We start from the raw sequence: 24,325 nt of genomic DNA on the forward strand, positions 1-24,325 counted from the left end.
TTCATTACGCCCGAAACATGTATTCGCATTGAGCGTAGCCCTCGTCCTTGTGCTTGTCACAGGAATGAGGGCGGAGATTCGCCAGTCTCCAGGCAACAGGCGCGGTCTCCACTGATCTAAAGGCGATGATCGGGAAACAGATTGCCGGAATGCCCGGCAAAATAGGGCGCCAGATTCTCCTCCCGCACCTCTTCCAGCCGCGCCGGTTGCCAGCGGGGATTGCGGTCCTTGTCGATAAGGGCCGCACGCACGCCTTCGTAAAAATCGTGCTGGCGCAATATCTCCGTGCCGGCGGCAAATTCCCGCTCCAGGCATTCGATGAGGCTCGCACTTTCCCGACCGAGGCGCAGCAGCTTCAGGGTCAGTTTCAGACTGGTGGGAGAGCGCTTTTGCAGGACCTCAAGGGTCTCGCGCGAAAACGCATCTTGGCGCGCCGAAAGCGCGGCGAAAATCTCCTCAACCGTGTCGAAGCGGAATGTCGCGTCGATAATATCCCGATTTATGGATAAAACGCCTTCATCGGCCTCAACCGCCTGCGCCATGATCGCCGTCTCGATGCTGTCTATATCCGCCGCTTGCGACAGGTTCTGGACCAGACCGTCGAGACGGTCCGAAGGAACAATATAATCGGCAAAGCCGGCGTAGATGGCATCAGCGGCCGTAACCGCGTTGCCCGTCAGCCCCAGCCAGGTGCCGCATTCGCCCGGCGCTCGTGGCAGGAGCCAGGAGCCGCCAACGTCAGGGAAATAACCGATGCCTGTTTCCGGCATGGCGAGTTTTGTGCGTTCCGTGACGATGCGGTGGCTGCCATGGGCTGAAATACCGACGCCGCCGCCCATGACGATGCCGTCCATCAGGGCAATATAGGGCTTGCTGAAGCGGGCGATGCGATAGTTGAGCGGAAATTCTTCCCGCCAGAAATCAAGCATCTGCGGGTCGCCGGCCTTGCCGAGATCATGAATGATACGAACATCGCCCCCGGCGCAAAGCCCCCTGTCGCCTTCCCCGGTCAACACCACGCAGGCAACACCGGCATCCTCCTCGAAACGCTGAAGCGCCTGAAACAGGCCGCGAACCATCGGCAACGTCAGGCTGTTGATCGCCTTCGGGCGGTTGAGGCGAATGATGCCAGCCCCTCCGCGCTTCTTGACGATGACCTGCGCATCCGCTTCCGTTGTCTGTTCCAAGACCGCCTCCTCCGCTGCCCATTCATCCGGTCATCTTGGCGGCCTTGGGCCGATCACGCAACGTTGATCTTCCCTTGTAGGAACGTCTTTCGCCCAAACCGCTTTAACGGGGACAAAATGCCAGAAATCCGTTTTTGCAATGCAGCATGTTTGCTTGACGCCCGGAAAATCATGGCATGTAATGGGCTCTGGAAATGCCGGCATTGATTCCTGTCGAGCGTGTGCCGGACCAAGCGGAATGTCGCCTTCTCAAAGGCGCTGTAAACAGCAACGGGAGACGAGCATGCAGGTTTCGGAACACGAATGGATCAGCAAACGGGCATATACACTCTGGGAAAAGGAAGGCCATCCCACTGGGCGCGACGCGCACCACTGGGAACAGGCCAGACATGAATTTTCGCTGCTGAAGACATCGGAAGCGACAAAACCCGCAACGCGCAGGAAGGCCGCTCCCAAGGTCGCGGCTGCCGATGCCGCACCGGATGCAGAAACCCCGGCGAAACCCAAGAGCCGTGCCCGCAAGGCTGCTGCCACGAAATAGGGGCTCGTGCCGTTAAGCTGAAGCCACCAATGAAAAAGCCCGACGAAATTCGCCGGGCTTTGTCTGTTTAGCGCGGGTCACAACCCGGATCACCGACCCGGCAGCCATCCCGGAGGTTTTCCGACGCAGGCGCACGGCGCGGGTCATCCCACTGGCGACGCTCGGCAGGAAGCCGGCCCTCATTCTGATTTGGCTGGCGATCGCGATTGCGATCCCGGTTCTCATCTTCGAAGCGCCGGCGATCGTCATCGCGACGGGGCCTGTCCTGATTTCTGTCGCCCTGGTTCCAGTCGCCATAACGACGTTCCCAGCGTCCGTCATTCGGACCGCCACCCTGACGGGGATCGCGCCACTCGTCACGACGACCATCACGCCAGTCATCCCGGCGTCCGTCACGCCACTCGTCACGCGGACGCGGGCGATCCCATCCGGCACTCGGCGGCGGGGCGTTCCAGTAACCGCCTGATGGCGGCGGACGACGCCAGCGGTCACGCTCGCGGTAGAAGTCGCGGTCGCGATAATAGCGGTCCCAATAACGGCCGACTTCGAAGGTGATAACCGGCACGCCGAGATCGCGGTAATAACGCGGTTCGACATAGACCCGGTTCTGCCGGTAGGTCGTGGCGATGTAACGCCCGGCTACCCAGCCGCGACCACCCACAAACGCGACATCGCACCAGGGCGTGTCCGAAAGGCAGCCATGGACGGTGAGCGGCGCGCCATTCGGGATCACCACAACAGCCGGATAGGCCGTGCTCGGGCCGGAGCGCATATTCACATTCGCGGTGGCGAAACCGCGCGTCGCAGCTTCGGCAAGTGCCGGCGCGGCGAGCATGGCCACCAGCGCAATTGCGCCAAACAGTTTTTTCTTCACTTCTTTCTCCTCAAGCAAAGGCCCGCTTTGCCCTTGTCGGCATCCACCACTTCGATGGACGAGTATGCGTTCCGCATACTGCCACGATCGGAAAATACGCGTTGCTGCATGAACGCAGCATGAAACAAATGAGACGCCTCATCAGTTCCACCTGCGGCAATGAGCGCCCGACAAATTGCCGCCGGAATGGACCGCCGGTCTTGACTTCGGGGGGCAATCATCCGACTTCAATGCAACAGCAATATGGAGCAGAACCATGAGCGAAACCGCACAGACGACCGTCGACCAGAGCGAAGTGGATCGCTTCTCCGCGATGGCTGCGGAATGGTGGAGCCCGACCGGCAAGTTCCGCCCGTTGCACAAGTTCAATCCGGTGCGGCTCGAATATATCCGCAACCGGATCTGCGACAATTTCGGCCGCGACCCGAAGGCGCACCGCCCGCTGGAAGGGCTGCGCATACTGGATATTGGCTGCGGCGGCGGCCTTCTCTCCGAACCCGTTGCGCGCATGGGCGCGGATGTGGTGGGCGCCGATCCCTCGGAAAAAAATATCGGCATCGCTTCCACCCACGCCCGCGAAAGCGGGGTCAGCGTTGACTACCGCGCAGTGACCGCCGAACAGTTGCAGGAAGCTGGCGAGACCTTCGACGTCATCCTCAACATGGAGGTGGTCGAGCATGTGGCCAATGTCGATCTCTTCGTCACCACCTGCGCAAAAATGGTGCGACCCGGGGGCCTGATGTTCGCCGCCACCATCAACCGCACGCTCAAAGCCCGGGCACTGGCAATCTTCGCCGCCGAAAACGTGCTGCGCTGGCTGCCGCGCGGCACGCACCAATATGAAAAGCTGGTTCGCCCGGAAGAGCTCGAGAGGCCGCTGGTGGCAAGCGGTATGGATATCATCCACCGCACCGGCGTGTTCTACAACGTGCTGCAGGACCGCTGGAATCTTTCACCTGACATGGAGGTCAACTACATGATGCTGGCGAAAAGACCGGCGCAAGGCTAACGCGGGGCGCTATGTGAGTGATGTCGTTCTAAAGAAATTCAGTTGACGTCATCAGGCAAGACCGGCAGCGGCGCGATCTCTATACCCTCATCCAGCAGGGCCTTGGCTTCCTGCGCAGAGGCATTGCCGATGATGCCGCGCTCATCCGCTTCGCCATAATGGATCTTGCGCGCCTCTTCGGGAAATTTATCGCCGACATCCTCGGCATTGGCGCGGATATTGGCGACAGCCTCGCGGATTTTCGCCATCGCCTCTTTCCTGGCCGTATCCATGGCGAGCGTCTGGCGTTCGTCTTTCTTGCGGGCGGTGGAGACCGAGGGCGCCATCAATAGCTTGGAGACCTGCACGGAATTGCAGACCGGGCAGGACAGGAAACCGCGCTGCAACTGATTGTCGAAATCGTCGCTACCGGCAAACCAGCCTTCAAACTCATGGCCCTTTTCACAGGCCAGCGCATAACGGATCACGCCGCTTCACCTCCGGCAGGTTTCAGGGGAATGACGGTGTCCAGTCCGAACTCGCGAGCATTGCGCAGATTGGGAATCTTGCCACGCGCAGCCGCGACCAGCGACGTGTCGATCTCGGCGATGATTATCTCTTCTCCAGCGCCGCCGGCAATGGCCAGAACCTTGCCCCAGGGATCGATGATAATGGAATGGCCAAAGGTCTCGCGCCCGTCCTCATGCACGCCGGCCTGCGCGGCAGCAATGACAAAAGCGCCATTTTCAATGGCGCGGGCGCGCAGCAGGATCTCCCAATGCGCCTCCCCCGTCTGCCGGGTGAAAGCCGCCGGAACCGTCAGAACCTCTGCACCGGCCAGTGCTTCAGCGCGAAAAAGCTGCGGAAAACGGACGTCGTAACAAATCGCAAAGCCGAATTTCGCCAGCGGAAGTTCAGCGATACGCGCCACCTCGCCGGGTTGATAAGCAGCGCTTTCGCGCCAGCTTTCACCATTGTCGAGATCGACATCGAACATATGGATCTTGTCATAGCTGCAGATGCGCGAACCATCCGGCGCGAAGAGAAAACCGCGATTGGCGATCTTGCCATCCGGCCGGGCAATCGCGGTCGAGCCGACATGGACATGAATGCCGAGTTCGCGGGCGAGACGCGCGGCCGTCGCAACGATGATATCGCCATCGTCATCCTGCAATTGCGCACGCAACGCCTGCCTGTCCTTCTGGATGGCGCCCGTCATTTCCGGGGTCTGCACATAAACGGCGCCCTCGGCTGCAGCCGCCCGCACCAACCGTTCCATATCGGCGGCGTTTTTTGCCGGGTCGACGCCGGAACGCATCTGAATGGCGGCAGCCTTGAAACTCATCATATCCTCCATGCCCGCAAATCGGGCCGATCAGGCGGCCAGCAGCACGTCCAGTTTGCCGGCGCGCTCCAGCGCGTGCAGATCATCACAACCGCCCACATGCTCGCCATTGATGAAGATTTGCGGGAACGTTGTACCACCTGATTTCTCGATCATTTCCTGCCGGTATTCGGGCGTCGTCGTAGCGTTATATTCGGCGTAATCCACGCCCTTGCTGTCCAGCAGCGCCTTGGCGCGCGCGCAATAACCACAAAAATCCCGCGTATAGATCGTTACCGGTGCCATGTTTTCAAAGCCCTCGCAAACGTGCGGTAAAACGCACGATAAAGTCATGTCATTCAGGTTTCATATAGGGCCGGAAATGGCCATTGCAAAGGTCAAAACCGTCACATCCACGGCACCGGCCTTGCGCAGGGCACGGCTTGCCGCACCCACCGTCGCACCTGTCGTATAGACATCATCCACCAGCACCACGCGCTTGCCATGGACATCGGTTTCCCGGCCGGGCGCGAGCGCGAAAGCGCCGCGCACATTGTCCTGTCGGGCAAGTGCCGAAAGCCCCACCTGCCGCTCGGTCGGCTTCACGCGCAACAGCGTGCCGGCAAGCACGGGCTTGCCGGCGGCCTTGGCTAGATGCCGTGCCAGCTCGGCGGATTGATTGAAACGGCGGCGCAGGAAACGGTGACGATGCAACGGAACGGGCACGATGCAATCACAGTCACCCACCGTTCCGTCACTTGCCCTCAGCATCCACAGCGCCATCAGTCGGGCGAGATCGGTCCGGTCCTGATATTTCAGCCGGTGCACGAGCTTGCGGGCGGTTCCCTCATGGCTTGCGACGGCACGCAGCCGGTCAAAGGGCGGCGGTTCGGCAATGGCCCGCGCGCTCACAAAACCGTCTCCGTGATCCCGCGCGAAGGGAATGCCCAGAACCTCGCAAAAGGGGCGATCGATAAAGCCCACATCCCGCCAGCAATCCGCGCATAAGGCGCCCTCGCCGCTGGTCATACGGGTGCAGCCCGCGCAGGTTGGCGGGTAGACCATACGGAAGAGCGCGCGCCACATGTCTCCCGCTGCCGCCGGCACGGTCGCGGACTTCGATAGCAACGCCGAAAACAGACTTTCACCAGCACCCATGAGGTTGACTTTACCGCTGAACGGGTGCCTTTGCGAGAGCGATAGTTCCGTCCCGTCACCGGGAGAACGATGCCCGCAGCGGCATGACAGTAACGATACGGCCCGCCGATCCCGAAGGCGTTTGAGGCCGAGCAGGCAAGACGATGGATATTCTCTTTGACCAGGCCCTGATCGAACAAAACCGTCACCGGGCGTGGGCCAGACGCGATGACAAGGCCCTGTTTCTTCTCGATATGGCGGCCGAAGAGCTGGCCGACAGGCTCGCCATCGTCGAGCGCCAGTTCGAGACCGCGATCGAACTTCATGGCGGAACCGGCGTCACCGCCCGACGCCTGGCGGAGACCGGCAAGGTCGATACCATTCGCCGTATCGAAACCGAGAGTTCTTTTGCGACGGATGCAAATATTCCCGAGGCCGCTTCCATGGAGCATCTGCCGCTTGAGGAGGCCTCCGCCAATCTCATCGTCTCACCACTTGCCCTGCATCTGACCAACGACACCCCCGGTGCGCTGATCCAGATCCGGCGGGCATTAAAACCGGACGGCCTGTTTCTCGGCGCCATTCCCGGCAGCGGCACCCTGCAGGAACTGCGCGATGTGCTGCTGACCGCAGAGGCCGAACTGACCGGGGGCGCAAGTCCGCGTGTCATTCCCTTCGCCGATGTGCGCGATGTCGGCGCGCTTTTGCAGCGCGCCGGGTTTGCGCTTCCCGTTACCGATGCGGAAAGCTACACGGTTCGTTACGATTCTATTTTTCCGCTGATGCGGGACCTGCGCGCCATGGGCATGGCCAACCCGCTGGCAAGCCGCAGCAGAAAACCGCTCAACCGCGCCTTTTTCCTGCGCGCAGCGGAGCTTTACGCCGAGCGCTATTCAGATCCTGACGGGCGGATAAGGGCGACATTTTCCATTATTTACGTATCAGGGTGGGCCCCGCACGAAAGCCAGCAGAAACCGCTAAAGCCCGGCTCCGCCAAGGTGCGGCTTGCCGATGCCTTGAAGACAACAGAGGTGAAGCTGTCCTGAGCGATCAGCCCTACAGGTTCGACTGGGCAAAAGTATCTACGATGAACTGAAACACGGCATTGATATTGCTGCTGATGTTGCCTGCGCCAGCGATGAGGGCGGCGGAGAGCAGCCCCACGATCAAGCCGTATTCAACGGCTGTCGCACCGTCTTCGTTTTTGCAAAAATTGATAAAAAAATGCAGCACAGGATATTCCCCATCCACCGGTGCGTTCCGACAACCGGCATCTGCCCTGTTGAAATCAACACTATCCTAGGTCGGCGATGTGAGAAATCCGTTACCGTTGATGGTAAACGATCAGCAACCGCTCTCGTTGCTGTAACCCGTGACCACGCAGGGCATCTCCGGCATCGGCTGGGTGATGCTGCGACGAATGGAATAGGTCTTGCCGACATCGGTCTTCTTGATGGAGCCCGTGCTGATCATGTCGTAATTTTCGGGAAACTGCGCCACGCGCGTGGAAGATTTTCCGGCAAGCATGGGGGTGATGATCAGGGAAAGGGCGATAACCGCCGTGCCAAAAAGCAGCGCCACATTGAGCACGCCGGTGCGACGGGATTTGTTGGAATACAAATGACGACCTTCCACCGTCTTCCAGAAATCCTCGTTCATGACCAACCTCGTCTCGCGCAGTTTACCGCTTCTTTAGCTTAACAATCTGCCAGAGGGTGCTGAACGATCTCTTAACACAGCCCCGTTTTGGTACGGCAAAGCGCTGGCAACAGGGCATTTTCACGAAGCTGTGACGGGATGACCTTACAAGGGCGGATAGATCCTCGGGACAGGCCCGAGGATGACGTCATATTGAGGCGAGACAGCCTCGCACTCGACAACTACGTTACTCGACAGGCTGATCTTTACCCGATCGCGCGCAAACGCCACGCCGCCAGCTTACAGCAGATCCTGCAGGAAAGGGATGAGCGGCTCATCGGCCGGCGGCATGGGGTAATCGCGCAGAGCCTGCGGCTTTACCCATTTCAGCGCCTGCCCTTCCCGGCCATGCGCAATGCCCTCATAACGGCGGCACACGTAAAGCGGCATCAGGAGGTGAAAGGTCTCATAGGTGTGGCTGGCGAAAGTCAGCGGTGCAAGGCAGGCGACCTTGGTCTTGATGCCCAGTTCTTCGTCCAGCTCGCGAACAAGGGTTTCCTCGGGCGTCTCACCGTGCTCCACCTTGCCGCCCGGAAACTCCCACAGGCCAGCAAGCGACTTGCCTTCAGGACGCTGCGCCAGAAGGATGCGCCCATCCCGATCGAGGAGCGCACAGGCGGCGACCAGCAGAATCTTCTTGCCCGCTTCGCTCATTTTTCGTCAACCTTGCGCCAGTAGCGATAGAGGTAGGCATCGGTGAAACCGAATTTTTCATAAAGCGCGATTGCGGGCACATTTGTCGAGACGACCTGCAACCAGGCGCTTTTGGCACCGCTGATCCGTGCCCAACGCAGCGCCGACGCCAGAATCTGCGTACCGAGGCCCTTCTGGCGCTGCGACTTGTCAACGTCGAGCGACAGGATGCCGGCAAGATCGTTATCCTGCACGCAGATCACAGTCGCAAGCGGGCTGCCTTCAACTTCCTCGTTGATGAACAGGCCGAGCGTCGGCTTGATCGAACTAACGATTTCTGCGATCGCTGATCGCTGGGCCGGGTCGCTATCGCTGACCTTGATGCTCGCCTCGACAAAACGGCCGATATCGTGGCTCGGCAGGCTGACCAGCGTTTCCGGCAGTTCCATGCCGGTAAGATCAGCCGTCATGACCCTGACCTCTTCGACCATGGACCAGCCGTCCTTGACCAGAAAGTCCTTGAGTTGCGGCGGCATCAGCGTCGTTTCACGCACCACCAGCGGACGGCCGAAATCCTCGAAGCGCTTGCGTGCCTTTTCCAGCCGCACGGCGCTGTTTCCGTAGTCGGAAGGGTCGAGCGGCACCACGCAGTTGATCCGCTTGGAGGGATGCGAGCCTGTGAGGCGGATTTGCCAGCTGCCGTCATAAATCACCGACGAGGCAGGCCATGCCCGGAAGCTGACGGCTTCCAGACGGCGAACCAGCGGCAGATTGACGGCCTTGTTGTCCTGCATTCTCTTCGGCTCCAACGGTCAGCTCCGGTAGTCGCCGTTGATCGCAACATATTCCTTGGTGAGATCACAGGTCCAGACGGTGGCCTTGCCCTGACCGAGACCAATATCCACCTTCACCGGAATGTCTTCGAGACGCATCACCGCGGTCGTCTCCGCTTCCGAATAATCCGGATCGCGCTCACCATTCACGGCCACGCGCACGCCGCCGAACCAGATCGCGAGACGGTCGCGGTCTGCCATTTCGCCGGATTTGCCGACGGCCATGACGACACGGCCCCAATTGGCGTCTTCGCCGGCAACCGCGGTCTTCACCAGCGGCGAATTGGCGATGGAAAGGGCGATCTTCTTGGCGGCGGCATCGTTTTCCGCGCCAGTGACAGTGACTTCCACCATCTTGCGCGCGCCTTCGCCGTCGCGAACAACCTGCAGGGCCAGATCCTTGAGGAGATCGTTGAGAGCGACGCGGAAGCCGGCAAGGCGCTCGTCGTCGGCGCTCGTCACCTTCACCTGGCCGTCTTCAGCTGCCGCACCCGTGGCAAACAGCATCAGCGTGTCGGAGGTGGAGGTGTCGCTGTCGACCGTCACGGAATTGAAGGTCGGGCCGACACCGGCCGAAAGCAGCGCCTGCAGGGCTGCCGGCTCAATGTCCGCATCCGTCACCACGAAGGAGAGCATCGTCGCCATGTCGGGCGCGATCATGCCGGCACCCTTGGCGATACCGTTGATGGTAACGATGACGCCGCCGATTTCGGCAGTGCGGGTCGAAACCTTGGGATAGGTATCGGTCGTCATGATCGCCTTGGCGGCTTCCTGCCAGAAATCGGCTTCGGCCATACCGTTCATATCGCCCAGAACACCGGCGAATTTGGTGGCGTCCAGCGGCTCGCCGATCACGCCGGTCGACGCCAGAAATACCTCGTTTTCGGAGCAACCGACGGCAGCGGCGGCGGATTTCGCCGTCAGCTCGGTGGCCGCCTTGCCCTTGACGCCCGTAAAGGCATTGGCGTTACCGGAATTGACCACCACGGCACGCGCCACGCCGCCGCCGAGATTGGTGCGGCAGAAATCAACCGGGGCAGACGGGCATTTTGACTTGGTGAAGACGCCGGCGACACTTGCAGGCGTGTCGAACACCATCAGCAGAACATCCGTGCGGTTCTTGTATTTGATGCCGGCGGCGGCCGTCGCCATGCGAACACCGCGCAGCGCGGGCATGTCGGGATAGGATTTCGGAGCGAGCGGGGAAACGGCAACGGACATGGGAAGCGCCTGAAATTCTGGAAAGGAGGATCTGGGAATGCCTGAGATGAAACGGGGCGGCCCATAGCCGCCCCGTAACCTGAATTTTTTACTGCTGCGGCTGAGCCTGCTGTTCCTTCGAGGCTTCGTCGTAGCCCTTCTTCAGCGTCTCATCCATGATTTCGATCTTCTGGTCAGCCTTTGCCTTCTCGATGAGGGCAACGTACTTGTCACGCATGACAAGCTGACGAACCTGCGGCTCGACCTGCTCGAAAGCCGGCGGCGGGGCGATGCGCTTGTCTTCCAGCTTGATGACGTGGAAGCCGAACTGCGTCTTCACCGGGGTCTTGGTGTAGGCGCCCTTTTCGAGGCCAAAAGCAGCTTCTTCGAATTCCGGAACCATGCGGCCCTTGCCGAACCAGCCGAGATCGCCGCCGTCATCCTTGTTGGAATCGGTCGACTTTTCCTTGGCGAGCGCGGCGAAATCCTTGCCCGAATCAAGCTGCTTGATGATGTCTTTCGCTTCGTCCTCGCTGGCGACGAGAATGTGCGCGGCCTTGATTTCTTCTTCCTGCGGCAGGGCTGCGACTTCCTTGTCGTAGCGCGCCTTCACCTCGTCATTGGTGACGGCCTCGACCACATGCTTGCGGAAATAGGCGTTATGCAGCTCACGGTCCTGGATGAATTCCATGCGCTTCTTGAAATCTTCAGTCTTTTCCAGACCTTCGGCGCTGGCGTTCTTTACCAGAAGCTTGACGTCGATCGCGCCGGAAAGAGCTGCGACCTTCTTCTGCTCGTCGGGAAGCTGCGCGAGCTGCGGATCGAGGTTGCTCATGGCGAGGTCGAGTTCGGACTGGTGGATTTCCAGATCGCCAACCTTGGCGACAACCTTGTCTTCCTGTGCGAAAGCCGGAAGCTGGAGGCCGAGCGTGGCCACAATCACCGCAGCCGCAATTTTATTATAGCGCAACATTTTGAACCTTTCGGGGACAATGCCGGCTCCAGACATGGTTTCCGGCTCTGAAAAAACTTCCAAACACCGGATTGTGGCCATTCTGTAACGGGCAGAACCGTTGACATCATTTGCCCCCCCTCTTATCTGTCACGCAACCTCGCGTCCAGATACGTTGAAGGGCGAAGTCCGTCATTTGTGCTGAAAACAGCGTGACGGAGAAAAGCGCCCGGCAAAACGGAATTTCAGAAAGGGCCAGTAAGATGGTCAGTCTCGGCGGTATAGCCCGCAAGTTGTTCGGTTCGGCAAATGATCGCCGCGTCCGCTCCTATAAAAGCAAGATCGCAGCCATCAATGCGCTGGAAGAGGCCACCAAGGCGCTCTCCGACGAAGCGCTGGCGGCCAAGACCGCCGAGTTCCGCCAGCAGCTGGCAGACGGCAAGTCGCTGGACGACCTGCTGATCCCGGCTTTTGCCGTGGCCCGCGAAGCATCGCGCCGTGTTCTCCACATGCGTCCCTTCGACGTGCAGCTGACGGGCGGTATGATCCTGCACGGCGGCGCCATCGCCGAAATGAAGACGGGTGAAGGCAAGACGCTGGTGGCAACGCTTGCGGTCTACCTCAACGCGCTCGCCGGCAAGGGTGTGCATGTCGTTACCGTCAACGACTATCTTGCCCAGCGCGACGCCGCCACCATGAGCAGGCTTTACCGCTTCCTCGGCCTCACCACCGGCGTCATTGTTCACGGGCTGGACGACGACCAGCGCCGCGAGGCCTATGCCTGCGACATCACCTACGCGACGAACAACGAACTCGGCTTCGATTATCTGCGCGACAACATGAAATATGACCGCGCGCAGATGGTGCAGCGCGGCCACAACTACGCGATCGTCGACGAAGTCGACTCGATCCTGGTCGACGAGGCGCGCACGCCGCTCATCATTTCCGGCCCGCTGGACGACCGTTCCGATCTCTACAACACCATCGACGCCTTCATTCCGCTGCTGGCACCAGAAGATTACGAAATCGATGAGAAACAGCGCTCGGCCAACTTCTCCGAAGAAGGCACCGAAAAGCTCGAAAACCTGCTGCGGCAGGCGGGTCTCCTGAAGGGCGAATCGCTTTACGACGTCGAAAACGTCGCCATCGTCCATCACATCAACAATGCGCTGAAGGCCCACAAGCTCTTCACCCGCGACAAGGACTACATCGTCCGCAACGACGAGATCGTCATCATCGACGAGTTTACCGGCCGCATGATGCCGGGCCGCCGTTATTCCGAAGGTCAGCATCAGGCTCTCGAAGCCAAGGAAAAGGTGCAGATCCAGCCGGAAAACCAGACGCTTTCCTCCGTCACCTTCCAGAACTACTTCCGCATGTATGAAAAGCTGGCCGGCATGACCGGTACGGCCTCGACGGAAGCGGAAGAATTCGGCAACATCTACGGCCTCGACGTCATCGAGGTGCCGACCAACCTGCCGATCCAGCGTATCGACGAGGATGACGAGGTTTACCGCACCGGCGAGGAGAAGTTCCAGGCGATCATCACCGAGATCAAGGCGGCGCATGAACGCGGCCAGCCGGTTCTGGTGGGCACGACCTCCATCGAAAAGTCCGAGCTTCTTGCGCATATGCTGCGCCAGTCCGGTTTCTCCGACTTCCAGGTTCTGAACGCCCGTTACCACGAGCAGGAAGCCTATATCGTTTCGCAGGCCGGTGTTCCCGGCGCCGTCACCATCGCCACCAACATGGCCGGCCGCGGTACCGACATCCAGCTCGGCGGCAACGTCGAGATGCGTCTGGAGCGCGAGCTGGAAGGCATGGAGCCGGGTCCGGAGCTTGACGCCAAGGAAGAGGCCATCCGCGCCGAGATCAAGGTGCTGAAGGAAAAGGCGCTCGCCGCCGGCGGTCTTTACGTCATCGCCACCGAACGCCATGAAAGCCGCCGTATCGACAACCAGCTGCGTGGTCGTTCCGGCCGTCAGGGCGACCCCGGCCGTTCGAAATTCTACCTGTCGCTCCAGGACGACCTGATGCGCATCTTCGGTTCCGAGCGCATGGACAGCATGTTGCAGAAGCTCGGCCTGAAGGAAGGCGAAGCAATCGTCCATCCGTGGATCAACAAGGCGCTGGAACGCGCCCAGAAGAAGGTCGAAGCCCGCAACTTCGAGACCCGCAAGAACCTTCTGAAATATGACGATGTGCTGAACGACCAGCGCAAGGTGATCTTCGACCAGCGTCTCGAGCTGATGGAAGCCGACAATATCGGCGAAACCGCAGCCGACATGCGCCACGAAGTCATCGAAATGCTCGTCACCAAGCATGTTCCGGAAAATGCCTATGCCGAACAGTGGGATATTGCGGGCCTCAAGGCCGGCATCGCCCAGTTCCTGAACCTCGACCTGCCGGTAGAGGACTGGGCCAAGGAAGAGGGCATCGCCGAGGACGATATTCTTGAGCGCGTCACCGAGGCCGCCGACAAATACGCCGCCGAGCGCGCGGAACGTTTCGGCCCCGAGATCATGACCTATGTCGAACGTTCGGTCATTCTCCAGACGATCGACCATCTGTGGCGCGAACATATCGTCAATCTCGATCACCTCCGCTCCGTCGTCGGTTTCCGCGGTTATGCCCAGCGCGATCCGCTGCAGGAATACAAGGCGGAAGCCTTTGAACTGTTTCAGGCGCTGCTCGCCAATCTGCGCGAGGCCGTTACCGCCCAGCTGATGCGTGTGGAACTGGTGCAGCAGGAACCGCAGCAGCCGGAACTGCCGGAAATGACCGCGCATCATCTCGACCCCAATACGGGCGAAGATGAAATGGCGCAGGGCATGCAGCCCACGCCCGTCAATTTCGTGCCGGCCGAGGAACGCGATCCGAACAACCCCACCACCTGGGGCCGTATCGGCCGCAACGAAATGTGCCCCTGCGGCTCCGGCAAGAAATACAAGCACTGCCACGGCGTTTACGAACAGGCGTAAGGCGCTTGTTATCAGTCTGAAATCAATCGCCCGTAACCCGCGTTACGGGCGATTTTGTTTGGGCCGGGTCATTGCGGGTGAGCCGACTGTTGACTGGTCTCGGCGCTTTCCATAAGGGAGCCTGATCATTTTCTGGAAACTGCTTCCATGGCCCCTCGCGATCTCGCCGCCTATATTTTTCTCGCGCTCGCGTGGGGAGTCTCTTTTCTGCTGCTTTTACAAGTCGTAGCTGCCTTCGGCTGGATCGGCGCCGTCACGCTTCGTTCGCTCATGACCGCTGCCGCCCTCTTTCTCATTGCGCGGACGGTCCGTCGAAAGCTGACATTCTCGGCCGGCTGGCGCGCCTTTACCGTCGTCGGTGCGACAACGGTCGCGGGGCAACTGATCGGCCTGTCCTACGCCACACCGCAGATCGGCACCGCCATGGCTGCCATATTGGTGGCGACCATTCCGCTTTTTTCCATGCTCATCTCTCAGCTATGGGGTATTGAGCGTCTGACGCGCCAGGGCATTGCCGGTCTCGTTATCGGTTTTGCCGGCATCGTCCTGCTTGTCGGTTTCCCCGCCGTTCCCGTTACAACCACCTTCATCATCGGCTGCGCCGCTGCTGTCGCCGCCTGCATCTGCGCGGCCTATGGCAGCAATTTTGCCAGCCGCCACCTGAAGGGCGTGGGTTCCTGGGAAATCACCATAGGCTCATTCCTGACAGGCGGCCTGATGACCCTGCCGCTTCTCTTGATGGTCCCATTGCCGAGAACACCTGATCTCATCGATTACGGTTATCTTTTGATACAGGCGGTGGTCATGAGCGGCCTTACCTACATCACCTATTTCAAGCTGGTCTCCTCGATCGGTGCGACCAAGGCGATCAGCGTTGAATTCGCCGTCACCGTCGTGGCGGTTCTCGTCGGTGCTTTGGTGCTGGATGAACCGCTTTCGCTTCCCCAGCTTTTCGGCGCCGGCATCATCATTTTGGGCTGTGCGCTGGTCCTTGACCTTATGCCCAAGAAAAAGGCTCCACCCACCCCTTCCGGTGCGTGAAGAGTTTATTAGCGTTTTCCACCAATAGTCGTGCTGGTCATTGCTGATCGCGTTTGCGGCACGGGGGAAAAATGCAACCGGGCAAGTCAGACTACGAGCATTATTGGGACCCGCTCAGGGCTCTCCTCATGCTGCTTGGCATTCCCTATCACGCCTCCCTCATCTACAGCCATGCGTTACCATGGGACATCAAGGATTTTGACACCAGCCCGCTTCTGAGCGCGCTTGGCGCCGTGCTCTCCACCTTCCGCATGCCGGCTTTTTTTGTGGTGGCCGGATATTTCTCCACCATGGTCATCGGCAAGAAGGGCAAGATGCGCTGGCTCAGGCAGCGTTTCCTGCGCCTCGGCGTGCCCTTTATTGTGGCGGTCCTTCTGCTCGGGCCATTGCAGCTTTTCCTGCTGCAACTGGCCGGCGTCGCCAAGGGCGAGATCCCGGCCGACCGGCTACTGGAGAGCCTGCCCGGCCTGCTGCGTCCGAGCGAACAGTGGATCATGCATCTGTGGTTCCTGCCGGCCCTTATCGTTTATTCCATTCTACTTGCCAGCCTGCTGTTTCTTACGGAACATCAGCCATTGGCACATGCGAAAGACTGGTTCGACAGCCTGCGGCAGCGACATGCCACACTGTTTTTCGCAGCACTCTGCACTGCGCCTATCCTGTGGGAATTGATGATCTACGGATCCGGCCTGCTTGCGGCAAAGAACGGAAGCAGACTCTTTCTTCTCTATGAGCGCGCTTCCGACCCCTATGCGCGCTACCTGCCATTTTTCCTTGTCGGGGCCCTGCTGCACCGTGATCGCGCCCTCTTTCACCGCTTTCGCCAGACGGGACTTCTCACCGGCATCGTCGCGGCGGGCGCCATCGCAACCTCGGTGAGCCTGCGGCTGCAAAATCCCCTTTCGAATTCGGCCCTGCTGGTGCTGGTTTCGGCAATTGCGGCGGTGGCCACGAGCCGTCTGTTGATCGACCTTGCCTGCCGTTATTTCGATCGGCCAAACCGCTTTGCCAGACGCATGACGGATGCATCCTTCACCATCTACCTGTTTCACCATCCATTGATTTACGCCTTCGGAACGCTCTTCATGCTGATTGCGCTGCCGCCAATCGTGGAATTCGCCATCATCGTCGTGGCCACCACGGTGGTGGCCTATATGCTGCATCAGGCGATACGCCTCAGCCCACTCGCCCTTTTCCTGTTCAATGGCATCCGCGGGCCGAAGACGGTGGAGGATATTGGCACACAGGCCGGCGCCTCCCAAACCCTTCGTTAAGGATGAAGCGCGTATAATCGGCTTGCCTATTCAACTGGAAATGATGGCGTGTGGATCATGGCTATCCTCAACACGGCGGAAAAAGCCTTACCCGCAGGCCTGCGCGCGAAGCTTTCGCCGCTGGTAGCGAAAGTCGCCGTCCTTCTTTCCGGCGGAGATGAGGTTTCCCGCGCGCAGCGCATGGCGCTGGTTGCGTTTGCGGTGCGCATCGTCAGCGCCGGCATCGCCTTCATTTCCCAGATCATCCTTGCCCGCCTGATGGGGGAGTTCGAATATGGCCTGTTCGCCTTTGTCTGGGTCCTGGTGATCCTGTTCGGCAACCTCTCCTGTCTCGGCTTTCACACCACCGTCATCAGGTTTTTACCCGGCTACCGTCTGGAGGATGCCCATGACAAGATCATGGGACTGACCTCGACGGCGCGCGTCTTCGCCATGTTTTCGGCCAGCGCTCTTGCGATTTTCGGTTTCGTTTTCCTGTATTTCTTCGGCGAGCGCATCGCCTCCTATTATCTCATTCCCGTTTCGCTGGCGCTTTTCACCCTGCCGATGGTGGCGCTGGGCGATGTGCTGAACGGCACCGCGCGCGCCAATGGCTGGGCGGTTTCCGCTCTCAGCCCCACCTATATTATCCGCCCGGTGCTGATCCTGCTGTTCATGCTGGTGGCAATCGGTTTCGGAGCGGAAAAAACCGCGACGACGGCCATGCTCACGGCCCTTCTTGCCACCTATGTCACCACGCTTTTCCATTTCGTCTTCATGGACCGCCGGCTCAACCGGCATTTCCGCAGCACAGCCCGCAGGGTTCATTTCCGCCACTGGATAAGGTTCGCCTTTCCGATGTTCCTGATCGACGGCATCGGGTTTTTGATGACCAATTCCGATGTGGTGATTGTCGGGCTTTATCTGCCGCCGGATCAGGTGGGCATTTATTTCGCCGCGGCAAAGACCATCGTGCTGATGCAATTCGTGTTTTTCTCCGTGCAGGCAGCCGCCGCCCCGCGTCTGGCCGCCCTCATGTCTGCCAATGACAGGCAGGGGCTCGCCGGTTTCGCCAGCCAGGCCGCGCGCTGGGCCTTCTGGCCGTCGCTTGCCGTCGGCAGCGTGGTGCTTCTGGCCGGCCCGTTCCTGCTATCACTGTTCGGTCCCGGCTTCGTTCAGGGTTACGAGCTGATGTTTTTCCTTTTCGCCGGTTTCCTCGCCAAAGCGCTGATCGGTCCGGGAGAAACATTGCTGAATATGGCCGGCAAACAAAAATTGTGCGTCGTGCTTTATATTATTATCTTTGGTTGCAACATTGCACTCAACATGGCGCTCATTCCGGTCTATGGTCTGGCAGGGGCCGCGGCAGCGGTGGCGATAGCCATGTGCATAGAAGCTGTGCTATTGCATATTGCCATTCGCCGCACACTCGGGATCGTCCTTTTTGCCTTCAACGATCCCCGGGCGGGCCAAAACACTGGGAAGGCGGTGTAACGATAAGCATGTCCAGCGATCCAAAGAATCCTGATTTTCAGGACCCGCGCATCGCCGCACTGATGGCGTCTGCGGAGCGTGACCGTCCCGTAGCCGACAGCAGCCGACGCGTGGGGCGCGATGGCCGGGAATTCTGCATCTATCCGGGTCAGCTCGGTTACGACATGCAGGAAGAACTCGACTTTCTGTCCAACCGCGTGATGGAGGCGAATGTCTTCTTCACCGGACGGCTTCTCGCACCCGCCATGCCGCGAATCGAGGACAAATCCGTGCGCTTTGCGCTTATTCGCGACGAGAACGGCGCCAGAAGCCGCATGCGCTTCCTGATGCCTTTCACCGTGGAAAAGCCCGGCTTTTCCATCGGCCCTTCCATCATTCGCGTCTGGGCCAATCCGTTCGGGCCGCTTGGCACGCCGCTGGTTGATACCGAAGGGGCCGCCGAAACCCTCGACAATCTTTTCGATGCCCTTTCCGACCGCAACATGCGGCTGCCCAACGTTCTGGTGCTGCCGGATGTTCGGCTGGAAGGGCCTTTTGCCCGCATGTTCAAAGCCATCGCGCTCAGCCGCAACCTGCCGGTGACGACGACGGGCAATTATCACCGGCCGATGCTGGAAAGCCTGCTTGATGGCAGGGCATATCTGCAAAACGCCCTTGCGCCGCACCATCTGCGTGAAATGAACAGGCAGTGGCGCCAGCTCGAAAAACTCGGTTCCCTCGCCTACACCGTTACCCGGCAGCCGAAGGACGTGCGCTATCGCATGGAGGAATTTCTGGCGCTGGAGGCGAGTGGCTGGAAAGGCCGCAAGCGCACCGCGCTGGTCAACGACCGTTATCGCGCCGCCTTTGCCCGCGAGGCGATCACCAATCTGGCAGAAGCCGATGCGGTGCGTATCCACACCATCGATCTCAATGGCAACGCCATCGCCTCCATGGTCGTCTTCATCACGGCCGGTGAGGCCTATACGTGGAAAACCGCTTTCGACGAGAGCTATGCGCAATTTTCTCCCGGCAAGCTGCTGGTGCAGAAACTGACCGACTGGCATCTGGATGACGCCAATATCCTGCGCAGCGACAGCTGCGCCGTGCCCGATCATCCGATCATGAGCCGCTTCTGGCAGGAGCGCCAGGAAATGGGCACGCTGGTGGTGGGGCTTGCCCAGAACAGCGACCGCGACGTGCGGCAGGTTTCCACGCAGGTGGACATGTACCGCAACACCCGCAACCTCGCCCGCAGCCTGCGGCAGAAGATCCTGTCCTTCGGACGCAAGGGCAATTGATCCGAAGGACGCCGGCGGCGCCCTTCGGAGTTTATGATGCGGGTAAAGCCCGCTTCAGCGCGAAGCCGTCCGGATCATCTTGCACAATTGCGTCAGAGCCGCATCGTATCCGCCGCCCAGAATATCGACACAACGGCGGGCGAGCTTGATCTGCTCGGTCCGCGACATGTCGTTATAGGCCTGAATGACCTGACGCATGGCGCCAGGCGTCATTGGCCCCGATGTGCCGGGATTGTTAGGGCTTCCCGGGTTCCCAGGATTTCCCGGATTACCCGGCGAACTTGAGCCGCCAATGCCCAGCCCGACATCAACGCCCACCCCGCTCGAGCCGCCGACATTGGCTCCGACATTGGCATTGACACCGTTCGACCCGCCAACGGAGGCGTTCACGCCCGCATTGACGCCGCTGGAACCGCCGACGGATGCATTCACATCCGCATTGACCCCATTGCTGCCGCCGACCGAAGCGTTGACATCCGCGCCCAATCCGCCGCCGCTCCTGCCGCCGACATCCGCACTGGCGTTAACACCACCGCTGCCGCCTACGGAGGCATCGACCCCGAGCCCGCCATTGCCATTGCCACCCACACTGGCATTAACCCCATTTTCACCGCCGATCCCGATATCCAGCGCATGGGCATGGACCGGCAGGATCAGGCAGGCGGACAGTAATAAATTGCGAGAAAAAGCCCTCATAATTTCCTCCCTATGAGTTTGGCCATTCCCGCCCCGCGTGGAAACTCCACCCGGACATCATAATTCAATTAGTAATTGCGTATATTCTAATTTATTAGAGGTGCCTAATATTACCTTAATGCCGCAACTGCAGGTGTCGCGATCCGGCACAGCCACCGACCGTAACATTTTGATCGGCCGCCCCGGCAAGGACGGAAAACCGCCCGCGCAAACACGCGCAATTCAAAAGGATAAGTCAGCTTTGGGGTTGCACGCATGGCCCTCACCATGATAGACGCCGTGGCATTACCACCGTTGCCCCAATGGCGGAATTGGTAGACGCGCCGCACTCAAAATGCGGTTCCGAAAGGAGTGCTGGTTCGATCCCGGCTTGGGGTACCATTTCCAAAACCGCATTGATTTCCTTCACTTTGTCCAGCGCCTCCAAGTGAACCCTTTAACGGTCTCACGCCGGCCGGCAAGCTCACGAAACTTTGCTTGCGCACCCCCCGAATATTGCCAGGCTTTCATTTGCCAGATGCGACGGACTGGATTAGACGAATCCCGTTACACCCCGTGAGGACCGACGACTTAATTTCGCCATCACGCCCGCCTTTTTGAAAGCCCGTCCGGGATATCTGCTTCTTCGCGAAGTTTGAGGAAAACAACATGGCCAATGCGACCACCGCCGACAATAGCCGCACGCTCGCCGCTCTCGGCGTCACGGCGGGAATGATCTTCACCGTCGGCTCCGCCCTCGGTTTCCAGCATATTGGCGGTTATACGCCCTGCGCGCTGTGCCTGCTGCAGCGCGATCCCTATTATTACGCCATTCCGCTGGGCGTATTGGCCGTTGCGACCAGCGTCTTCAAATTGCCGGTTCAGATCACCCGGGTGCTTCTTGCCCTTATCGGCGTGGCGATGCTGATCGGCGCCGGGCTCGGCGTCTATCACGCCGGCGTGGAATGGGGTTTCTGGGCAGGGCCGATTACCTGCGCCACCGGGGCGCCGTCCATCACGACGAATGCCGGCGATCTCCTGGGTAATCTGAACGCCATCAAGGCACCCTCCTGCAACGACGCGGCCTTGCGGGTGCTCGGCCTTTCCTTCGCGGGCTGGAATGTCATCGCAAGCGTTGCACTTGCGGCAGTCGCCTTTTTTGGCGCGAGCCGGAAAAGCCGGTAAGCGGAAAAGCCGCATTGCAGTCCTGAAAAGATCAGGGCTGCAGTTCGGTATCCCAGTAAAGATAGTCCATCCAGCTTTCGTGTAGATAATTGGGCGGGAACAGCCGCCCGTTATTGTGCAAATCCTGAACCGTGGGCTGGAAGGGCCTCTGCGCCGGGAACATGCCCGCCTGCTTGGGAAGCTTGCTGCCTTTTTTAAGGTTGCAGGGAGAGCACGCCGCAACGACATTGTGCCAGGTGGTTTCACCGCCATGCGCGCGGGGAATCACATGGTCGAAGGTCAATTCGTCCCGCGTGCCGCAATACTGGCATTCGAACTTGTCCCGAAGGAAAACGTTGAAGCGTGTGAAGGCGGGGTTGCGGGTGGGCTGCACGTAAGTCTTGAGGCTGACGACGCTCGGCAGCCGCATGGAAAAGCTGGGGGATGACACCGCGTGATCATATTCTGCAATGATGTTCACACGGTCTAGAAAGACAGCCTTGATCGCGTCCTGCCAGGACCATAACGACAAGGGATAATAACTCAGTGGCCTGTAGTCTGCGTTCAGAACGAGCGCCGGCAGGGCCTGTGGTGAAACTGCAATCGTCAAGGGCTTCTCCTGAGCGATTCGGCATCTGCACTTGTATATTAGGTCCGTTGTTACAGGATTGTGAAGCCTATAAATGCAGCGGCAAAGAGCTTAATTTTTGAGCCCCAGAATGGCGTTTTTCGCATTCCTGACGATCGAGCGGCACGGTGACGCCTCCTGGCGACGTGGCACCGCTGGCTGATGCGGCAGGGAGGCGATTCGGCCTTTGCCAGACACAAATCCTTCTCACACCGGATGCAATATCGGTGATATGATTACCCCCGACGGACGCTGAAAAAGCAATGCACGCCGGGCATGGCAAATGTGCGGCGGCGTCATCCATTATTTCGTCCATGGAGGAACGGCCATGACGGTGGGCAGGCAGCAAGCAGCAGCATTGCGCAGGAGGCTTGCGGCCGGTGTTCTGGCCGCCACGATCGGCTTCTCCGCTGGTGCCCATGCGCAGCAATATCAGAATTTCGAAGTGACGCCGGATGGCCGCGGCGGGGCGCAGGGAACGATCGGCGGACGCAATTTCGAAGTTTACCGGAATTACGACCGGCCGCCGGCAAGCAGAGCCTCACCCGATACACAGCGAGAACTCCGACGAGCCGTCCCGCAACAGACCTGTATTGTCGACACGGAAGGTCGAGCCCGCTGCAAGTGAGCGCGAACCCAATTTTTCAACGCGCTGTAACAAAATTAGATTTCATTACAATGCAATCTATCGACTTAAACGGCCCGCAAGAATGGGTCGCTATGGTGCCAGCACAAGAGAAGGCAACTGTGCAGGGGCAAGGACATGGCGAAGAGAACAATCCGTCTGGCAACGGTTTTTGCCGTCGCTGCCGGCATGGCGGCGAGCATTGCGACAACGGCATCGGCCGTGCAGCTTGGTGGCCTTGCCCAAAAGCCTGGCGCATCGCGGCCCGGCCTCTTCATGACCACGAGCCGTCCGACCATCGCGCCCATTGCCTTTGCCAAATTCTGTGAAAGCGCCGCCGACCAGTGCATCCGGACTGGTGACCGCGATACGGTGGAACTGAGCAAACAGAAGCGTGTGGAACTCCAGCGTATCAACGCCGAGATCAACACCTCGATAATCTATGCCAGTGAAGGGGACGGCGAAGACGACTGGAAACTGAACCCGGCAAGCGGCGACTGTGACGATTATGCGGTGACCAAGCGGCAACGCCTCCTGCGCGCCGGCTGGCCTTCCGGCGCCCTGCGCATTGCCACTGCCCGCACGACGGATGGCATAGGTCACGCCGTTCTGGTCGTCAGCACCAGCCAGGGCGATCTGGTGCTGGATAACCGCACCAATGTCGTCAAGCCGTGGAAAGCGGTGGATCTGAAATGGATCAAGATCCAGTCGCACGAGGACCCGCGTGTCTGGCTGAAACTCTAGAACATGTCTTTACGCTGAAACCGCCCTTTCGGACGACAGGCCCGACCGCCGGTTTAAGGCAACGTATCTTTCGGACATCAAAGAGGGTATTCTCTCCTCGCAGGATTGACGCATCCTGCTTTATAAAAGCCGCCTTTCACTGCTTCGTCCGGCGGGTTTTGACGGGTGACCCAGCATCGCGTCAACGCAGCTTTGGCGGGTGATGCGGCAGCCTCTTTCAACGCTCTTGACCTTGTGCAGGAGAGACAGTATCGGCAGCTATGCCCAAGGTGCTCAACTGGATTCGCGGTCGTAAACAACCAGCCTCCCGCGACGACCGGAGGCGGCGCAGAATCGACCTTGGCGACAAGCCAGCCTCCTTTCCGATCTATGCCATTGGCGACGTGCATGGCAGCCTCGACCTGCTTTTGCAGGCGGAGCGGAAAATCCTTGCCGATCTGGGGCCCGACCCCTCTCCCGCGCTGGTCGTTCTCCTCGGCGACTATGTCGATCGAGGGCGCGATTCCCGTGGCGTTCTTGAACATTTGCTGAAGCCACCGCCGACGCCGCTGCGCCGTATTGCACTTTGCGGCAACCATGAGCAGCTCTTCCATGATTTTCTCGAAAATCCGCAGGAGAACATGCACTGGCTGGACTTTGGCGGCCGCCAGACGCTCCTGTCCTACGGGGTCGACATAGACTATTTCCTGCAAAAGGGGCGCTTGAGACTGCAGCCGTTCAGGGATGCCCTGCTCGGCGCAATTCCGCAGCCCCACCGCCAGCTTTTATCCAGCCTGCCGATCTATGCCCGGATAGGGTCTTATATTTTCGTGCATGCCGGCTTGAGACCGGGATTGCCGCTGGAGGCGCAGACCGATGAGGACATGCTCTGGATCAGGGAGCCGTTCCTTTCACAAGGGGCCGGGTTGGACCTCGTCGTCATCCACGGCCATACACCGGTAACCGAGCCGGAAACCGGCCCGCAGCGGATCGGCATCGACACGGGTGCATTCACCACGGGCAGGCTTACCGTTCTCAGAATTTCGGATGCGGGCTTACACCTGATTGGTTAAGCGCGTTGCCGCGACCTCAAG

General features: G+C 59.7%; 26 protein-coding genes and 1 tRNA gene. 13 read left to right on the top strand and 14 right to left on the bottom strand.

All coding sequences use genetic code 11. The annotated features are described in order from the left end of the window. Window positions 1-116: 116 nt before the first annotated feature. Window positions 117-1,187, bottom strand: coding sequence for an enoyl-CoA hydratase/isomerase family protein (locus MRBLRC7O_RS16970; protein WP_060724907.1), 1,071 nt, complete (start codon window positions 1,185-1,187; stop codon window positions 117-119). Between the two features lie 283 nt (window positions 1,188-1,470). Between MRBLRC7O_RS16970 and MRBLRC7O_RS16975 the strand changes: the two genes are divergently transcribed. Continuing rightward, window positions 1,471-1,728 carry a DUF2934 domain-containing protein gene (locus MRBLRC7O_RS16975; protein ID WP_060724908.1) on the top strand — a complete coding sequence of 86 codons (258 nt, stop codon included), beginning with the start codon at window positions 1,471-1,473 and terminating at the stop codon, window positions 1,726-1,728. Window positions 1,729-1,795: 67 nt separating this feature from the next. On the opposite strand, the gene MRBLRC7O_RS16980 is transcribed toward MRBLRC7O_RS16975, so the two are convergent. After that, complete coding sequence (locus MRBLRC7O_RS16980) at window positions 1,796-2,602, bottom strand: SH3 domain-containing protein (RefSeq protein WP_003507035.1); 807 nt, start codon at window positions 2,600-2,602, stop codon at window positions 1,796-1,798. A gap of 256 nt (window positions 2,603-2,858) precedes the next feature. Between MRBLRC7O_RS16980 and ubiG the strand changes: the two genes are divergently transcribed. Beyond that, entirely contained in the window at window positions 2,859-3,611 is a 753-nt protein-coding gene (ubiG, locus tag MRBLRC7O_RS16985; protein ID WP_003507037.1) for a bifunctional 2-polyprenyl-6-hydroxyphenol methylase/3-demethylubiquinol 3-O-methyltransferase UbiG, read from the top strand. Between the two features lie 38 nt (window positions 3,612-3,649). Here the strand turns inward: ubiG and MRBLRC7O_RS16990 are convergent, their stop codons facing one another. From MRBLRC7O_RS16990 to MRBLRC7O_RS17005, 4 genes are read right to left on the bottom strand one after another with little or no spacing between them, the layout of a single operon-like run. Next, on the bottom strand, window positions 3,650-4,078 hold the full coding sequence (locus MRBLRC7O_RS16990) for a DUF1178 family protein (protein WP_003507039.1): 429 nt from the start codon (window positions 4,076-4,078) through the stop codon (window positions 3,650-3,652). Next, the gene (locus MRBLRC7O_RS16995) at window positions 4,075-4,935 is read right to left on the bottom strand and encodes a carbon-nitrogen hydrolase family protein (protein ID WP_003507041.1); all 861 of its coding nucleotides are present in this window, start codon (window positions 4,933-4,935) and stop codon (window positions 4,075-4,077) included. The genes MRBLRC7O_RS16990 and MRBLRC7O_RS16995 overlap by 4 nt, the downstream gene beginning before the upstream one ends. Window positions 4,936-4,965: 30 nt before the next feature. Beyond that, window positions 4,966-5,220: a glutaredoxin 3 gene (grxC, locus tag MRBLRC7O_RS17000; RefSeq protein ID WP_060724909.1), complete on the bottom strand. Its 255-nt coding sequence runs from the start codon at window positions 5,218-5,220 to the stop codon at window positions 4,966-4,968. A 60-nt stretch (window positions 5,221-5,280) separates the two neighbouring features. Then, window positions 5,281-6,072, bottom strand: a complete 792-nt coding sequence (locus MRBLRC7O_RS17005) for a ComF family protein (protein WP_087745834.1) — start codon at window positions 6,070-6,072, stop codon at window positions 5,281-5,283. 143 nt (window positions 6,073-6,215) lie between these two features. Here MRBLRC7O_RS17005 and MRBLRC7O_RS17010 point away from each other — a divergent pair, with 143 nt between their 5' ends. Next, the gene (locus tag MRBLRC7O_RS17010) at window positions 6,216-7,097 is read left to right on the top strand and encodes a methyltransferase domain-containing protein (protein ID WP_003507048.1); all 882 of its coding nucleotides are present in this window, start codon (window positions 6,216-6,218) and stop codon (window positions 7,095-7,097) included. Window positions 7,098-7,107: 10 nt separating this feature from the next. Here the strand turns inward: MRBLRC7O_RS17010 and MRBLRC7O_RS17015 are convergent, their stop codons facing one another. The 6 genes from MRBLRC7O_RS17015 to MRBLRC7O_RS17040 all read right to left on the bottom strand — a co-directional run bounded on the left by MRBLRC7O_RS17015 (window position 7,108) and on the right by MRBLRC7O_RS17040 (window position 11,388). Beyond that, complete coding sequence (locus MRBLRC7O_RS17015; protein ID WP_003507050.1) at window positions 7,108-7,302, bottom strand: Flp family type IVb pilin; 195 nt, start codon at window positions 7,300-7,302, stop codon at window positions 7,108-7,110. A gap of 93 nt (window positions 7,303-7,395) precedes the next feature. After that, the gene (locus MRBLRC7O_RS17020; RefSeq protein WP_020808898.1) at window positions 7,396-7,710 is read right to left on the bottom strand and encodes a hypothetical protein; all 315 of its coding nucleotides are present in this window, start codon (window positions 7,708-7,710) and stop codon (window positions 7,396-7,398) included. Between the two features lie 279 nt (window positions 7,711-7,989). Continuing rightward, a complete protein-coding gene (gene mutT, locus MRBLRC7O_RS17025; RefSeq protein ID WP_003507054.1) occupies window positions 7,990-8,403 on the bottom strand; it encodes an 8-oxo-dGTP diphosphatase MutT in 414 nt (137 codons plus the stop codon). Beyond that, a complete protein-coding gene (locus MRBLRC7O_RS17030; RefSeq protein WP_020808897.1) occupies window positions 8,400-9,176 on the bottom strand; it encodes a GNAT family N-acetyltransferase in 777 nt (258 codons plus the stop codon). Before MRBLRC7O_RS17030 ends, mutT begins: the two co-directional genes overlap by 4 nt. Window positions 9,177-9,194: 18 nt before the next feature. Beyond that, entirely contained in the window at window positions 9,195-10,436 is a 1,242-nt protein-coding gene (gene argJ / locus MRBLRC7O_RS17035) for a bifunctional glutamate N-acetyltransferase/amino-acid acetyltransferase ArgJ (protein ID WP_060724911.1), read from the bottom strand. Window positions 10,437-10,524: 88 nt separating this feature from the next. Further along, window positions 10,525-11,388, bottom strand: a complete 864-nt coding sequence (locus tag MRBLRC7O_RS17040; RefSeq protein ID WP_026364016.1) for a peptidylprolyl isomerase — start codon at window positions 11,386-11,388, stop codon at window positions 10,525-10,527. 242 nt (window positions 11,389-11,630) lie between these two features. Between MRBLRC7O_RS17040 and secA the strand changes: the two genes are divergently transcribed. From secA to MRBLRC7O_RS17065, 5 genes are all read left to right on the top strand, one after another. Beyond that, window positions 11,631-14,348, top strand: coding sequence for a preprotein translocase subunit SecA (gene secA / locus MRBLRC7O_RS17045; protein ID WP_060724912.1), 2,718 nt, complete (start codon window positions 11,631-11,633; stop codon window positions 14,346-14,348). Window positions 14,349-14,495: 147 nt separating this feature from the next. Further along, entirely contained in the window at window positions 14,496-15,389 is an 894-nt protein-coding gene (locus MRBLRC7O_RS17050) for a DMT family transporter (protein WP_003507064.1), read from the top strand. Window positions 15,390-15,460: 71 nt separating this feature from the next. After that, window positions 15,461-16,663: a glucans biosynthesis protein MdoC gene (mdoC, locus tag MRBLRC7O_RS17055; protein ID WP_112539556.1), complete on the top strand. Its 1,203-nt coding sequence runs from the start codon at window positions 15,461-15,463 to the stop codon at window positions 16,661-16,663. Window positions 16,664-16,720: 57 nt separating this feature from the next. Continuing rightward, the gene (uppV, locus tag MRBLRC7O_RS17060) at window positions 16,721-18,136 is read left to right on the top strand and encodes a Wzx-type polysaccharide biosynthesis protein UppV (RefSeq protein WP_060724913.1); all 1,416 of its coding nucleotides are present in this window, start codon (window positions 16,721-16,723) and stop codon (window positions 18,134-18,136) included. 8 nt (window positions 18,137-18,144) lie between these two features. Next, window positions 18,145-19,416 carry a GNAT family N-acetyltransferase gene (locus tag MRBLRC7O_RS17065; RefSeq protein WP_060724914.1) on the top strand — a complete coding sequence of 424 codons (1,272 nt, stop codon included), beginning with the start codon at window positions 18,145-18,147 and terminating at the stop codon, window positions 19,414-19,416. A 54-nt stretch (window positions 19,417-19,470) separates the two neighbouring features. Here MRBLRC7O_RS17065 and uppQ read toward each other — a convergent pair whose 3' ends face one another. Beyond that, window positions 19,471-20,112, bottom strand: coding sequence for a polysaccharide biosynthesis GNAT family N-acetyltransferase UppQ (gene uppQ / locus MRBLRC7O_RS17070; protein ID WP_060724915.1), 642 nt, complete (start codon window positions 20,110-20,112; stop codon window positions 19,471-19,473). A gap of 296 nt (window positions 20,113-20,408) precedes the next feature. Between uppQ and MRBLRC7O_RS17075 the strand changes: the two genes are divergently transcribed. Beyond that, window positions 20,409-20,493, top strand: a tRNA-Leu gene (locus tag MRBLRC7O_RS17075). 267 nt (window positions 20,494-20,760) lie between these two features. Next, window positions 20,761-21,276, top strand: a complete 516-nt coding sequence (locus tag MRBLRC7O_RS17080) for a disulfide bond formation protein B (protein ID WP_060724916.1) — start codon at window positions 20,761-20,763, stop codon at window positions 21,274-21,276. A gap of 31 nt (window positions 21,277-21,307) precedes the next feature. On the opposite strand, the gene MRBLRC7O_RS17085 is transcribed toward MRBLRC7O_RS17080, so the two are convergent. Continuing rightward, window positions 21,308-21,865, bottom strand: coding sequence for an HNH endonuclease (locus MRBLRC7O_RS17085; RefSeq protein ID WP_003507075.1), 558 nt, complete (start codon window positions 21,863-21,865; stop codon window positions 21,308-21,310). A gap of 346 nt (window positions 21,866-22,211) precedes the next feature. Here MRBLRC7O_RS17085 and MRBLRC7O_RS17090 point away from each other — a divergent pair, with 346 nt between their 5' ends. From MRBLRC7O_RS17090 to MRBLRC7O_RS17100, 3 genes are all read left to right on the top strand, one after another. Beyond that, entirely contained in the window at window positions 22,212-22,511 is a 300-nt protein-coding gene (locus tag MRBLRC7O_RS17090; protein WP_060724990.1) for a hypothetical protein, read from the top strand. 135 nt (window positions 22,512-22,646) lie between these two features. Next, entirely contained in the window at window positions 22,647-23,252 is a 606-nt protein-coding gene (locus tag MRBLRC7O_RS17095; protein ID WP_060724917.1) for a transglutaminase-like cysteine peptidase, read from the top strand. A 260-nt stretch (window positions 23,253-23,512) separates the two neighbouring features. Then, on the top strand, window positions 23,513-24,304 hold the full coding sequence (locus tag MRBLRC7O_RS17100; protein WP_003507081.1) for a metallophosphoesterase family protein: 792 nt from the start codon (window positions 23,513-23,515) through the stop codon (window positions 24,302-24,304). Window positions 24,305-24,325: the final 21 nt, after the last annotated feature.

This window comes from Agrobacterium radiobacter (assembly GCF_040801995.1).
GTDB classification, from domain to species: domain Bacteria; phylum Pseudomonadota; class Alphaproteobacteria; order Rhizobiales; family Rhizobiaceae; genus Agrobacterium; species Agrobacterium radiobacter.

Bases quoted from the DNA above. Each gene is read 5' to 3' on its own strand.
- MRBLRC7O_RS16975 (WP_060724908.1), top strand. From the start codon at position 1,471: ATGCAGGTTTCGGAACACGAATGGATCAGCAAACGGGCATATACACTC.
- ubiG (WP_003507037.1), top strand. From the start codon at position 2,859: ATGAGCGAAACCGCACAGACGACCGTCGACCAGAGCGAAGTGGATCGC.
- MRBLRC7O_RS16995 (WP_003507041.1), bottom strand. From the start codon at position 4,935: ATGAGTTTCAAGGCTGCCGCCATTCAGATGCGTTCCGGCGTCGACCCG.
- grxC (WP_060724909.1), bottom strand. From the start codon at position 5,220: ATGGCACCGGTAACGATCTATACGCGGGATTTTTGTGGTTATTGCGCG.
- MRBLRC7O_RS17005 (WP_087745834.1), bottom strand. From the start codon at position 6,072: ATGGGTGCTGGTGAAAGTCTGTTTTCGGCGTTGCTATCGAAGTCCGCG.
- MRBLRC7O_RS17010 (WP_003507048.1), top strand. From the start codon at position 6,216: ATGGATATTCTCTTTGACCAGGCCCTGATCGAACAAAACCGTCACCGG.
- MRBLRC7O_RS17020 (WP_020808898.1), bottom strand. From the start codon at position 7,710: ATGAACGAGGATTTCTGGAAGACGGTGGAAGGTCGTCATTTGTATTCC.
- mutT (WP_003507054.1), bottom strand. From the start codon at position 8,403: ATGAGCGAAGCGGGCAAGAAGATTCTGCTGGTCGCCGCCTGTGCGCTC.
- MRBLRC7O_RS17030 (WP_020808897.1), bottom strand. From the start codon at position 9,176: ATGCAGGACAACAAGGCCGTCAATCTGCCGCTGGTTCGCCGTCTGGAA.
- argJ (WP_060724911.1), bottom strand. From the start codon at position 10,436: ATGTCCGTTGCCGTTTCCCCGCTCGCTCCGAAATCCTATCCCGACATG.
- MRBLRC7O_RS17040 (WP_026364016.1), bottom strand. From the start codon at position 11,388: ATGTTGCGCTATAATAAAATTGCGGCTGCGGTGATTGTGGCCACGCTC.
- secA (WP_060724912.1), top strand. From the start codon at position 11,631: ATGGTCAGTCTCGGCGGTATAGCCCGCAAGTTGTTCGGTTCGGCAAAT.
- MRBLRC7O_RS17050 (WP_003507064.1), top strand. From the start codon at position 14,496: ATGGCCCCTCGCGATCTCGCCGCCTATATTTTTCTCGCGCTCGCGTGG.
- mdoC (WP_112539556.1), top strand. From the start codon at position 15,461: ATGCAACCGGGCAAGTCAGACTACGAGCATTATTGGGACCCGCTCAGG.
- uppV (WP_060724913.1), top strand. From the start codon at position 16,721: ATGGCTATCCTCAACACGGCGGAAAAAGCCTTACCCGCAGGCCTGCGC.
- MRBLRC7O_RS17065 (WP_060724914.1), top strand. From the start codon at position 18,145: ATGTCCAGCGATCCAAAGAATCCTGATTTTCAGGACCCGCGCATCGCC.
- uppQ (WP_060724915.1), bottom strand. From the start codon at position 20,112: ATGAGGGCTTTTTCTCGCAATTTATTACTGTCCGCCTGCCTGATCCTG.
- MRBLRC7O_RS17080 (WP_060724916.1), top strand. From the start codon at position 20,761: ATGGCCAATGCGACCACCGCCGACAATAGCCGCACGCTCGCCGCTCTC.
- MRBLRC7O_RS17090 (WP_060724990.1), top strand. From the start codon at position 22,212: ATGACGGTGGGCAGGCAGCAAGCAGCAGCATTGCGCAGGAGGCTTGCG.
- MRBLRC7O_RS17095 (WP_060724917.1), top strand. From the start codon at position 22,647: ATGGCGAAGAGAACAATCCGTCTGGCAACGGTTTTTGCCGTCGCTGCC.
- MRBLRC7O_RS17100 (WP_003507081.1), top strand. From the start codon at position 23,513: ATGCCCAAGGTGCTCAACTGGATTCGCGGTCGTAAACAACCAGCCTCC.